Source organism: Cetobacterium sp., from assembly GCF_051653945.1.
GTDB lineage: Bacteria > Fusobacteriota > Fusobacteriia > Fusobacteriales > Fusobacteriaceae > Cetobacterium_A.
Genome location: NZ_JBOFXD010000116.1, coordinates 1 through 11,764, shown reverse-complemented (window position 1 = coordinate 11,764; position 11,764 = coordinate 1). Strand labels below are relative to the sequence as shown.

Annotated in this window: 12 protein-coding genes and 1 rRNA gene; 3 read left to right on the top strand and 10 right to left on the bottom strand. The window is 29.2% G+C overall.

Annotation, left to right across the window (positions count from 1 at the left end; all coding sequences use genetic code 11):
* Positions 1-4 precede the first annotated feature (4 nt).
* On the bottom strand, positions 5-1,168 hold the full coding sequence (locus tag ACRC8M_RS12205; protein ID WP_438529386.1) for a nucleotidyltransferase: 1,164 nt from the start codon (positions 1,166-1,168) through the stop codon (positions 5-7).
* A 126-nt stretch (positions 1,169-1,294) separates the two neighbouring features.
* Between ACRC8M_RS12205 and ACRC8M_RS12200 the strand changes: the two genes are divergently transcribed.
* The 3 genes from ACRC8M_RS12200 to ACRC8M_RS12190 are packed head-to-tail and all read left to right on the top strand — an operon-like array spanning position 1,295 to position 3,390.
* Complete coding sequence (locus ACRC8M_RS12200; RefSeq protein ID WP_438529385.1) at positions 1,295-2,062, top strand: type III pantothenate kinase; 768 nt, start codon at positions 1,295-1,297, stop codon at positions 2,060-2,062.
* Between the two features lie 21 nt (positions 2,063-2,083).
* Entirely contained in the window at positions 2,084-2,743 is a 660-nt protein-coding gene (gene modA, locus ACRC8M_RS12195) for a molybdate ABC transporter substrate-binding protein (protein ID WP_438529384.1), read from the top strand.
* Positions 2,740-3,390 (top strand): molybdate ABC transporter permease subunit, encoded by a 651-nt coding sequence (locus tag ACRC8M_RS12190; protein ID WP_438529541.1) that lies wholly within the window; start codon positions 2,740-2,742, stop codon positions 3,388-3,390. Before modA ends, ACRC8M_RS12190 begins: the two co-directional genes overlap by 4 nt.
* Before the next feature lie 21 nt (positions 3,391-3,411).
* Here the strand turns inward: ACRC8M_RS12190 and frr are convergent, their stop codons facing one another.
* The 9 genes from frr to rrf all read right to left on the bottom strand — a co-directional run bounded on the left by frr (position 3,412) and on the right by rrf (position 11,762).
* Positions 3,412-3,972 carry a ribosome recycling factor gene (gene frr / locus ACRC8M_RS12185; protein WP_438529383.1) on the bottom strand — a complete coding sequence of 187 codons (561 nt, stop codon included), beginning with the start codon at positions 3,970-3,972 and terminating at the stop codon, positions 3,412-3,414.
* A 15-nt stretch (positions 3,973-3,987) separates the two neighbouring features.
* Entirely contained in the window at positions 3,988-4,704 is a 717-nt protein-coding gene (pyrH, locus tag ACRC8M_RS12180) for a UMP kinase (RefSeq protein WP_185891049.1), read from the bottom strand.
* 75 nt (positions 4,705-4,779) lie between these two features.
* Positions 4,780-5,667: a translation elongation factor Ts gene (tsf, locus tag ACRC8M_RS12175; protein ID WP_438529382.1), complete on the bottom strand. Its 888-nt coding sequence runs from the start codon at positions 5,665-5,667 to the stop codon at positions 4,780-4,782.
* A 92-nt stretch (positions 5,668-5,759) separates the two neighbouring features.
* Entirely contained in the window at positions 5,760-6,503 is a 744-nt protein-coding gene (gene rpsB / locus ACRC8M_RS12170) for a 30S ribosomal protein S2 (RefSeq protein WP_438529381.1), read from the bottom strand.
* Between the two features lie 114 nt (positions 6,504-6,617).
* Complete coding sequence (gene pgeF / locus ACRC8M_RS12165) at positions 6,618-7,349, bottom strand: peptidoglycan editing factor PgeF (RefSeq protein WP_438529380.1); 732 nt, start codon at positions 7,347-7,349, stop codon at positions 6,618-6,620.
* Entirely contained in the window at positions 7,340-8,359 is a 1,020-nt protein-coding gene (gene aroF, locus ACRC8M_RS12160; protein WP_438529379.1) for a 3-deoxy-7-phosphoheptulonate synthase, read from the bottom strand. The genes pgeF and aroF overlap by 10 nt, the downstream gene beginning before the upstream one ends.
* A 27-nt stretch (positions 8,360-8,386) precedes the next feature.
* Complete coding sequence (locus ACRC8M_RS12155; protein ID WP_438529378.1) at positions 8,387-11,167, bottom strand: UvrD-helicase domain-containing protein; 2,781 nt, start codon at positions 11,165-11,167, stop codon at positions 8,387-8,389.
* Between the two features lie 90 nt (positions 11,168-11,257).
* Positions 11,258-11,425, bottom strand: coding sequence for a 4Fe-4S binding protein (locus ACRC8M_RS12150; RefSeq protein ID WP_023052384.1), 168 nt, complete (start codon positions 11,423-11,425; stop codon positions 11,258-11,260).
* A gap of 220 nt (positions 11,426-11,645) precedes the next feature.
* Positions 11,646-11,762 (bottom strand): 5S ribosomal RNA (gene rrf / locus ACRC8M_RS12145).
* Positions 11,763-11,764 lie beyond the last annotated feature (2 nt).

Below are 11,764 nucleotides of genomic sequence, written 5' to 3'. Positions count from 1 at the left end.
GCCTCTACTTTATAATTATAGGTATTTTTCTATCCTCATACGGATTTACCATTGCGTAAATCTTACTTGCCACTTCATTTTGTTCTAGCAAATCTAAGGAATCTTTTTCTAAATATTTTTGTATATTCTTTAATGATGTTAAAACTTCTACTTCTTCATCTTTTAATTTTTTCAAATAATTTTGTCCCTCTTTAGTAAATCCTAAGACTCTTATATAGGGAATCTTTTCTTTTACTCTCTCTACTTGTTTCTTCTCTATTCCTAACAATATATGAATTAAAATTCTCTGAACTCTTCCCTGAGTATATCTTTTACTTTTTATTTTTTCAAAAAAACTTTCAAAATCCTTAGAAGAAAAAGCAGCCTCATATATTCTATTTTCATATCCCTGTTCTATATCTTGAATTCTTTCTAATCTTTCTTTTTCTAAAAGTATTCTATGTCTTATAAATGGATAAAAATCTTGTAGTTTTGCAAAACTATTTTTTTCTAAACTCTCTTTTAATATTTCATATGTTGTATCTGGTACAACATCTTTTATCTCTTCTCCAGATTGAATTTTTTTTCTAATACCAGTGGCACTGGCAATTCCATCTTTTATCTCCTCTGAATAATATCCACTTTTTTCTCTCTTTATAGCAATTGGTTCTATTTTACTTTTCCAAAACTTTAAAGCTTTAATATATTCAACACCTAAAATGTCATTAGAATCTAATTCATCTGTTTTATCTAATATCTTTAAAGTATTTGAATAAGCTGTTGGATAAGAATGTCCCTCTTTCAATTGCTTTTTTAATTCTACTTTAAACTCCTCTTTCTCTTCTAACTCTCCTCTTTCGATTAATTTTTTTACATCTCCAGTTTCAGACCCAAAAACTATTTTTTCTATATTCATTAAGTTTAATATCCCTATCGCCCCTCTGGCAAATATCTCTGCACTTTGAGTTGAATAAAATATTGGCAACTCCACCACTATATCGACACCATTTTTTAAAGCTAACTCTGCTCTTGTCCATCTATTTATAAAAGCTGGTTCTCCCCTTTGTACATAATCTCCACTCATAACTGCAACAACAACATCACCGTGTTCTTTAGCCTTTAAACAATGATATTTATGTCCATTATGAAAAGGATTATATTCTACAACTATCCCTACTGATTTTTTCATATAAACACCTCATACTCTATTTGTTATATTATAATTCATTTAAATAATTTATCCGAGAAAAATTTACATTTTTTCAAATATAGTTTATAATATTGATTATCTAAATTTTTATTAGGCGGTGATTACATGCTTTTAGCTGTAGATATTGGAAATACTCATATTGTTACTGGTTTGCTTAATCCGAAAGGAGAAGTTCTACTTAGCTTTAGAGTATCTTCAAATGAAAAATTAACTGAGGATGAGTACTTTTCATACTTGAAAAATATATGCGATTTTAATGGTATTGAAATTAAAAAACTAAATGGAATTGTTATTTCATCTGTTGTTCCAAATTTAATAGGAATATTTCAATTCCTAGGAAGAAAATACTTTAAAATCGAACCTATGATTATAGATTTAAATTTAAAACTTCCATTTTCTTTTGCTGAAAATCTTCAAATAAATGGTTTTGGTGCTGATAGAATTATTGATATTGCTCAAGCTATAATTGATTATCCAAATAGAAATCTTGTTATATTTGATCTTGGAACTGCTACTACGTATGAAGTTTTAAAAGATGGAGTGTACATTGGAGGTGGAATTTTACCTGGAATAGAGATGTCTATCAATGCTTTATTTGGAAATACTGCTAAACTTCCTAAAGTTAAGTTTAGTACCCCTGAAAGTATTCTTGGTAAAAATACAGCTGAACAAATCCAAGCTGGAATTTTCTATGGATACGCTGGACAATTAAAAAATATTATACACGAAATTAAAAAAATTGTTTCTGACCCATATGTTATAGCTACAGGAGGTCTTGGAAAAATCCTTCTTGCTGAGATTCAAGAAATTGATGAATATTGTCCTGAATTAAGTCTTAGAGGTCTATATACTCTTTATCAAATGAATAAATAATATTAATTAATGGGGGTATTTGTGAAAAATATTATTTTTATTTTCATTATTTTATTTCAGTCTATCCTTTCTAAAGAGATTTTAATAAGTGGCGCAGCCTCTTTAAAAGAGTATTTAGAAAAAAATATTCAAGAATACAAAGCTATAGACCCTGAATTAAATATCTCTTTAAATTTAGGAGGTTCTGGAACTTTAAAAAGACAGTTAGAACAAGGTGGAGATGTTGATATTATATTTCTTGCTAATAGGGATTATATGATTGATTTAAAAAACAGTAATCACATATACAATGAAGAAGTTATTTTAAAAAACTCTTTAGTTTTAATAAAAAATAGCAACACATCTTCCAATAGTGGTGTTTTAGCTATTGGTGACCCCAAGTATGTTCCTGCTGGTCAATATGCAACTGAAGTTTTAAATAATCTTCCACTGAAAGATTACTCTTTAGTATACGGAAAAGATGTTAGGAGTGTACTTTCCTATGTTGAATTAGGGGAGGCCGACTTTGGAATTATCTACCTAACAGATACAAAGCTGTTAAAAAATTCAAAAATTGTTGAAATTTTTCCTAAAAAACTTCATAAACCAATTGAATATTCAATTGGTATTTCAAAAACAACTAAAAATAAAGAGGATGCTGAGAAATTTTTAAAATTTTTAAGAGGAAAAGGTTGGGAATGATTACACCTCTTAAATTGTCTTTAAGTATTGTTTTTTTATCTCTAACATTTAATTTGCTTTTTAGCATTATACTTTATTTTTCCTTTAATAATAAAAATAATTTTAAAAAAACAATAGAATTTATAGTTACTTTACCTATTTTTTTACCCCCTTCTGTTATTGGGTATATGTTGATTATTTTTTTAGGAAAAAATAGTTTTATTGGAAAAATTTTTTATAACCTTTTTAGCTTTAGATTCATATTCTCTTTTGAAGGAGCAGCTATTGCTGCAATAATAGTTTCTCTGCCTATAATTTATCAAGGCGTTAAAGTCGGATTTGATACTATTGATAAAGCTTATATAGAAACAGCACAATGCCTTGGAGTTTCTAAATTAAATATGATTAGGTATATTTATCTTCCTTTGAGCTATAGAAAAGTTTTTTCAGGAGTTATTTTAGGAATTGGCCGAGCTTTTGGTGAATTTGGAGCAACTATTTTAATAGCTGGAAATATCCCAGGTAAAACTCAAACTTTACCGTTGGCTCTATACTCTGCTATTGAATCTGGAAATTATTCTTCAGCTAATAAGGTTTTAATAATTTTATTATTTTTTAGTGGTTTGTTTTTAATATTGTATATTTCACTTACAAAAAAAGAGAGCTAATTAGCTCTCTTTCAATTTAAACTATACAGTTGTAATCTCTTTCTCTTTTAAAGCTAGAAGTTGATCAATTGTTTTTATTGTTGCATCTGTTAACTTTTGAACATCATCTTCAAATCTCTTTAAATCGTCCTCAGTTATATCTCCATCTTTTTCTAACTTTCTTAAGTTATTATTCATATCTTTTCTGATATTTCTAACTGCAACTTTTCCATTTTCTGCTTCAGTTTTAGCAAATTTTACGTACTCTTTTCTTCTATCAGCAGTTAACTCAGGAATCATTAATCTGATAACTTTTCCGTCGTTATTTGGAGTTAATCCTAAGTTTGAAGTCATTATTACTTTTTCAATCATAGGTATAACTGATTTATCCCAAGGATCAATCACTAATAGTCTAGCTTCTGGAGCTGATACAGTTCCAAGTTGATTTAAAGGCATTAACGATCCATATTGCTCTATTTTTATTCCATCTAACATTGAAACGTTAGCTCTACCTGCTCTTATTGATGCAAATTTATGCTTTGTAGATTCAATAGCTTTATCCATTTTATCTCTACAATCATTCATTATTACTTGTGCGCTCATTTTACCCTCCTAAAATTATCCGTTTATTACAGTTGTTCCTATTTTTTCACCAAGAACCACTCTTTTTATATTTCCTTCTGTCAATGAATCAAATACAACTATTGGTAACTTATTTTCTCTACATAAAGAGATTGCAGTTGCATCCATAACTTTTAAATCTTTATTTAAAACTTCTGTATAAGTAACTTCTGTATATTTTTTTGCATCAGCAAACTTTACAGGATCTTTATCATAGATTCCATCAACTTTAGTTGCTTTTATTACAACATCTGCATTGATCTCAATTGCTCTAAGTGCCGCTGCTGTATCAGTTGTGAAATAAGGGTTACCTGTTCCACCACCAAATATTACAACTCTTCCCTTCTCTAAATGTCTTTGAGCTTTTCTTTTTATGAAGGGTTCAGCTACCTTTGGAATTTCGATTGCTGTTTGCACTCTTGTAGGTACTCCTAATAATTCAATTGCGTTTTGAAGAGCCAATGAGTTTATAACTGTTGCTAACATACCCATGTGATCTCCAGTTACTCTATCTATTCCTTGCTCAGTTCCAGATAACCCTCTAAATATGTTACCACCACCGATAACTATTCCTACTTCTACCCCTAAGTCTGCTATCTCTTTTATTTGTTTAGCATATGAAGTTATTGTCTCTGAAGAGATTCCAAATTCTTGGTCTCCCATTAAAGCTTCTCCACTTAATTTTAATAGAATTCTATTATAAATTGGCTTCATCTCAAAACTCTCCTCTATTATCATATTTAGCTTAAAAAAAGGGGGTGCTAAGTCGCACCCCTATACTTTGTTGTATTACGCGTTAAGTTGAGCTGCAACTTCTGCTGCGAAATCTACCTCTTCTTTTTCGATTCCCTCTCCAACTTTGTATCTAGCGAAAGAAACTACTTTAATATCTCCTGCGTACTCTGCAACTGTCTCTTTATTTTCAGCTTTTACGAAAATTTGGTCAACTAAACAGCTCTCCTCATAGAACTTGTTCATTTTTCCAACTAAAATCTTTTCGATGATTTGAGCAGGTTTTCCTTCAGCCTCTAATTGCTTTCTAGAAATCTCTCTCTCTCTATCTAAATCATCTGTTGTTACAACTGATCTATCAACATATTTAGGATCCATAGCTGCTACGTGCATTGCGATATCCTTAGCTTTAGCGATGTTTCCTTCTGTTGCTTCTCCAGTCATCTCAACGATAACTCCTAATTTTCCTCCTAAGTGGTTGTAAGTAGTTACAAACCCTTCAGTAGTTACTTTTTCAAATCTTCTTAGAGACATATTCTCACCGATTTTTGCGATTAAGTTAGTTATAGTTGTCTCAACAGTAACTCCATCAATCTCAGCAGCTTTTAAATCTTCAACAGTTTTGATCTCTGGTCTTAAAGCGATCTCTACCATTTTTGCTCCTAAAGCCTTGAACTCATCGTTTTTAGCAACGAAGTCTGTCTCAGAGTTGAACTCTAACACTACTGCTGTTTTGTTATCAGCAGAAACACCGTCAAATATTAATCCCTCTGCAGCTGTTCTTCCTGATTTCTTAGCAGCTTTAGCAATTCCCTTCTCTCTTAGTAAGTCTATCGCTTTTTCGATATCTCCGTTTGTTTCTCCTAATGCTTTTTTACAATCCATCATTCCAGCACCAGTTCTATCTCTTAGTTCTTTTACTAATTTTGCTGTAATCTCTGCCATTTTTTCCTCCTAAATTTTTAGAATTTCTACATATCTATATAGTACAAGGAATTGAGGGCTATGCCCTCAATTCCATTAAATTCAAGTATTTATTACTCAGCTGATCCTTCTTCAACAACGATTTCGTCGTTTGAAACTGCAGCGTTTTCTTTTCCTTGGTTTCCTTCGATGATAGCGTTAGCCATTACAGAAGCGATTAACTTTACTGATCTGATAGCGTCATCATTTGCTGGGATTGGGTAAGTTATTAAATCAGGATCTACGTTTGTATCGATCATAGCGAATACAGGGATTCCTAATTTAGCAGCTTCCACTACTGCTAAAGTTTCTTTCTTAACGTCTACTACGAATATAGCAGCTGGAACTTCTTTCATATCTTTAATTCCTGATAAGTTTTTAGAAAGTTTTACTAACTCTTTTCTGAAGTTAGAAGCCTCTTTCTTAGTGTATGCTGTATCTAATGTTCCATCAGCATCCATTCTCTCTAACTCTTTTAATCTCTCTACTCTAGTTTGGATAGTTTTGTAGTTTGTTAACATTCCACCTAACCATCTGTTGTTTACGTAGTACATTCCTGATCTTTCAGCTTGATCTTTTACAGCTTCTTGAGCTTGCTTTTTAGTTCCTACGAATAAAACTTTTCCACCGTTAGCTGCGATTTCTCTCATTACAGCGTAAGCTTCCTCAATTTTCTTTAAAGATTTGTGTAAATCGATTACGTGGATTCCGTTTCTCTCAGTGAAGATGTATCTAGACATCTTTGGATTCCATCTCTTAGCTTGGTGTCCAAAGTGAACTCCAGCTTCAAGTAATTGTTTCATAGTAATTACTGCCATTTTTTAATTCCTCCTAATTTTGGTTATTTCTTCCACTGATCTCAAAACTAAACATCCCCTTAGGGCACCTTGTTTAGAAATAATCAATGTGCATTTTATTAGCAAATTATTGTATCATTTTTCTCTATTTTTGTCAACAAATATATATGCTCCATTTCTTCCTGAACTCTCTTTTTCTCTTCTATAAGAGTGGAAATTATCTCTATATGTACATAGATTATTAGTTACTATATTTTTTTCCTGTACTCCAATCTCTTTCATGAGATTATAATTAAGTTGTTGGTTATCAAAATAATATTTATTCTCTTTTTTCAAAAAAACTTTTTTTAAAAGTTTCTCACTAAATTTTCTCTTAAATTTCAAATAAAACTCTTCTGATACCTCATAATTCTCAAGAGATATTCCTATTCCAAATGCTACTATAATATTTTTCACTTTACTACCAAACTCTTTTATCATCATCTCAATAGCTTTTAAACCGATATTTTCAAAACTTCCAACCCATCCTGAGTGAACACATCCAAAAGCTCCATTTTCACTATCATATATGTATATAGGCAAACAATCGGCATATTTTGTAAATATAACTATATCATCTCTTTTAGTTATAAATCCATCTGTGTCTTCTGAATAAGTTGCTGTTTCTTCATCTATAACTACAATATTTGATGAGTGAGTTTGAAATCCTGAATATATTTTTTTATTCTCGATGTTTAATAAAGACTCAATTTTATTTCTGTCCTCTTCTTTTTTTACATCTCCAAAACTTTTAGTGGTATAAATTGCCTTTAATCCTAACTTTGAAAACTCTTCAAGTTCATAATAAAACTCTTTATCTATAAACATTTTAAATTCTCTTTAAATTCCAATGTTTTTTTCATTTTTTTACATAAAATTTCAAACTCTTGAAAATTTAAACTTTGTTCTCCATCAGATAAAGCACATGCTGGATTTTGATGTATTTCTACCATGGCACCGTCTGCTCCTGCCAGCATACAACCTAACGTCACTGGCTCAACTAAAGATTTTTTACCTGTTCCATGACTTGCATCTATTATGATTGGAAGATGAGACTTTTCTTTTAAAAGTGCCACTCCATTTATATCAACAGTATTTCTAGTTGCAATTTCAAATGTTCTAATTCCTCTTTCACAAAGAATAACTTTTTCATTACCAAAAGCAACTATATATTCTGCTGCCATTAAAAACTCTCTTATTGTAGCACTCAATCCTCTTTTTAAAAGAATAGGTTTATCTGTCTTTCCTAGTTCTTTCAATAAGCTAAAATTTTGCATATTTCTAGCTCCAACTTGAAATATATCTGTATATTTTTCTATCAACTCTATATCTCTGGTATCCATTACCTCTGTTACCATTATAAGGTCATATTTATCACATGCTTCTCTCATATACTTTAGACCTTCTTCTCCTAAACCTTGAAAGTCATATGGAGATGTTCTTGGCTTAAAAGCTCCACCTCTTAAAAACTCTCCTCCATTTTCCTTTACAACTTTAGCAATCTCCATCATCATCTCTTTATTTTCAATTGAACATGGCCCTGCCATTAGAATTAAATCTGTTCCACCTATTTTTCTACCTTTTATTTCTATAAGGGTATCCTCTTTTTTAAACTCTCGACTAACGAACTTAAAAGGCTTTCCTACCTTTACGATCTCTTTAACTATTGGGAATTCCTTCAATTCCTCTTTAGTTAGTCCACCCTTTTTTCCCATTATTCCTATTTTTTTTATGCTACCATCTAAAATCTCTAAAGCTCCATGCCCTGTTTTTTCTATAAACTTCTTTAGCTCTAAGATCTCTTCAGATGTAGCACTTTCTTTTAACACTACATACATTTTTATCACCTAATTTTTTTATTATTATTATATCATATTTATACCAAAACAGTGCTTTTTAAATTCACATTTTAAACATTTTTCTTCAGATAATCTTTTTTCTGAAAATATACCGTTAGATATCTGCTCTGTTATCGTATCAAAATCTTTTAAAATATGTTCTTCATCTCCTAAATTATAGGGAACTTCAATTTTATTTTCATTTTTTACAAAATATATGTATCCTCCTGAAACTTTCCTTTCACTATTCATTGATAATAAATAACAATAAAGTTTTATTTGTGATATATAATTTTCTAAACTTTCTCTATCTATATTGTCTGATCCTGTTTTAAAATCTACAATTTTCAAATTTTCTTCATCCTGTATAATTAAATCTAATTTCCCCTCAATCGTATAACTACCTCTGAATACAAATAAACTTTTTTCAACATCTATTATTTTCTTTTTTAACAAATCACCATTATAGTAGTTTAAAATTTGTTCTAATCCTCTATTTAAAACCTCTTTATCTAAAAATAAATTCTCCTTCTTTTTCATAGATTCATAATCAGAATAATATTTATTTTGTATTTTCTCTACATTTAAATCCTTGCCATTTAATATAGAAAGATTTAAATACTCAAAGCTTTCATGAATTAAAGTTCCATAAAAATTTTCAATTGTTTTTTTTCTTTGAAAATCATAAATTTTATTTAATTTATATCTATACGGACACTCTTTATATTTTAAAAGATCTCCTGTATAAGAGTAACTATCTTTAATATCTATAATACTTGTATTTTCTATATTTAACTCTGAAAAATTTAAGTCTCCAGATAATATATCTGGAATATTTTCATAAACTCTTTTAAATGGTAAAGATGGTATCTGTCTTTTCCCTTTGCTACTTTCTATACAACTCAAAATCAACAAATTTTTAGCTCTTGAGAAGGCTGTATAGTATAACCTCCAAAAATCAAAATCTTTTATTCTATATTCAGGCTCAAAATCGTTATAAGGAATGTATTTTTTTTCTAGTTCTTCCTCATCATTTTTATCTGACTCAGGAACACTTTCTAAAGATCCTACTATTACAATAGGAAATTCTAATCCTTTTGACTGATGAATTGTTAAGAATGAAACTGCCCCTTTTGGAGCATACTCTTTTATATCCTCATACTCATCTACTCCATTTTGTTTTAAAAATTTCAAATGCATTGTAAAAAAATAATCTCCAATTTTTACTATATTTTCATTATTTAAATTTTGAACACTAGATATTTTATCTGCCTTTTCAACAATTTTTGAAAATATACCTAAATTATATAAAGCTCTATTTTCTAAGACACTATTATCTTCATTTTCAAATATCTCTTTAAAACATTTTACAGAGATAATTTTGTAATATAGATTTAGAAGGCTTCCTATATTTTTATCTATATTTTCATATTCACTCTTTATTATTTCTAACTCTTTTTTTAACTCTTCGTCTGCTTTTATTTTTTTCTCTAAAATATTTAAACATTTTTTATAATAATCTAATATTTCTAATTTATATTCACTATTATAAACCCTACTATTTTCTCTTAATAAAACATAAAGAAAAATACCTATAATTAGTACAATTTCATCTCTATTAAAAAATAGATTTGATCTGGGAGAATAGACACCAATCCCTCTATATTCCAAATAATGCGCCAGTGAAACTATTTTTTTATTCTTCACTGATCTAAATAAAAAAGCTACTTGATTATAATCACTTATTTTTTTTGAATTTTTCATAAAAATCAAAAAATTAGCAATTCTTTCTTGCCATTTATTTTCAGAATTTTCCACAGATAATTTTACAACTCGTGTTCTATCTATATTTTTTTCTTTAGGCACTATTAGTTCTTTTGAGTGTCTAAAGTCATCCCAATATAAGCTATCTATCCACTCTTTGCAAAAATTAACAATATCTTTTTCTGACCTATAATTTACTTCCAATTTAACAATTTTACATACTCTTCCCACTCTACCTTCAAATTGAAGAATATTCCTAATTGTAGCACCTCTAAACCTATATATTCCTTGATCGTCATCTCCAACTACACAAATATTTTGTTCTTTTCCACCTATTAGAAAAATTAATTTTTCTTGTATTGTATTTGTATCTTGATATTCATCAATCATTGTATATTTTATTTTACTTTGAAGTTTTTTTAAAATTTCTAAATTTTCCTTTAAAATTCTATAAGCCTCACATTGAATCATAGAAAAATCTATGACATTCTCTTGAAAAATTAATCTTTTATACATTTGATAACTTTGTGTTAAAAAGCTATTATCATCTAAATTAAGCCCCTCTTCACTAAATTTATTAAACCATTTTATTAAAATTTCTCCAATTTTCCAATTTGTTAAATAATTTTTATTTTGAAAAAACTCTTTGAATCCATTAACCTCTTTAAAAAATTTTAATTTTGAAAAAACAAAAAACTTTTGATCTACATTATCTAAAACTCTGTATCCTTTTTTTAAATTTGAATACTCTATATTCTCATCTATTAGTTTTAAGCAAATTGAATGAAGTGTTCCTATATACAAACCTTCTAAATATATTTTTTCATTTTTTAATCTATTTCCTATTCTTGTTGTCAACTCTCTTGCTGCTCTTTCTGTAAAAGTAGAAACTAAAATTTCTTCTGGTTTTATATTTTTTTCCTTTATCATATAGATCATTCTTTCAACTAGAGTTCTTGTTTTTCCAGAACCTGGACCAGCTATTATAAGTAAAGGTCCATCAACATTTTCTACAGCTTCTTTTTGGCTTAAATTTAAATTCATAATAACCGTCCTTTTTACTTTAGTATACAAAAAAAACAAAAAAAAATAAAGCTTAGGTTTTTCCCTAAGCTTTAAACTTCAAATTCATAACTATGCTGTTATTGCTGATACTGGGCAAACTCCTGCGCAAGCTCCACAGTCTACACAAGCCTCTCCAATTTCATATTTTCCATTAGCGTCAGCTGATATTGCTGATACTGGGCAAGTCCCTTCACAAGCTCCACATCCAATACAAGTGTCTTTATCTATTACGTGCATTCTAAATACCTCCTGATTTTTTATGTTTCTATATTTACTATACCCAATTAAATGGAAAAAGTCAAGATAAATTGGTTGGAAAAAATACATTTTTTTCTAAAAAATTTGATTTTCAAATCATATAACAGACGAATTTAATCCTTTAAATTATCTTTTATCATTATAAAGTTTCTACTACCACCATTAAATTAATCTTTTTATTTTTACAAAAAATAAAAAAGATTGGCAACTTCCTATCCTCCCAGGGGGCTGCCCCCCAAGTACTTTCAGCGTTTATGGGCTTAACTTCCAGGTTCGAAATGTTACTGGGTGTACCTCCATAGCTATCGTTGCCAATCA

Excerpts from the sequence above, each read along its gene's own strand:
- aroF (WP_438529379.1), bottom strand. The coding sequence starts at position 8,359 with ATGTATGTAGTGTTAAAAGAAAGTGCTACATCTGAAGAGATCTTAGAG.
- ACRC8M_RS12200 (WP_438529385.1), top strand. The coding sequence starts at position 1,295 with ATGCTTTTAGCTGTAGATATTGGAAATACTCATATTGTTACTGGTTTG.
- ACRC8M_RS12190 (WP_438529541.1), top strand. The coding sequence starts at position 2,740 with ATGATTACACCTCTTAAATTGTCTTTAAGTATTGTTTTTTTATCTCTA.
- ACRC8M_RS12155 (WP_438529378.1), bottom strand. The coding sequence starts at position 11,167 with ATGAATTTAAATTTAAGCCAAAAAGAAGCTGTAGAAAATGTTGATGGA.
- ACRC8M_RS12205 (WP_438529386.1), bottom strand. The coding sequence starts at position 1,168 with ATGAAAAAATCAGTAGGGATAGTTGTAGAATATAATCCTTTTCATAAT.
- rpsB (WP_438529381.1), bottom strand. The coding sequence starts at position 6,503 with ATGGCAGTAATTACTATGAAACAATTACTTGAAGCTGGAGTTCACTTT.
- pyrH (WP_185891049.1), bottom strand. The coding sequence starts at position 4,704 with ATGAAGCCAATTTATAATAGAATTCTATTAAAATTAAGTGGAGAAGCT.
- ACRC8M_RS12150 (WP_023052384.1), bottom strand. The coding sequence starts at position 11,425 with ATGCACGTAATAGATAAAGACACTTGTATTGGATGTGGAGCTTGTGAA.
- frr (WP_438529383.1), bottom strand. The coding sequence starts at position 3,972 with ATGAGCGCACAAGTAATAATGAATGATTGTAGAGATAAAATGGATAAA.
- pgeF (WP_438529380.1), bottom strand. The coding sequence starts at position 7,349 with ATGTTTATAGATAAAGAGTTTTATTATGAACTTGAAGAGTTTTCAAAG.
- tsf (WP_438529382.1), bottom strand. The coding sequence starts at position 5,667 with ATGGCAGAGATTACAGCAAAATTAGTAAAAGAACTAAGAGATAGAACT.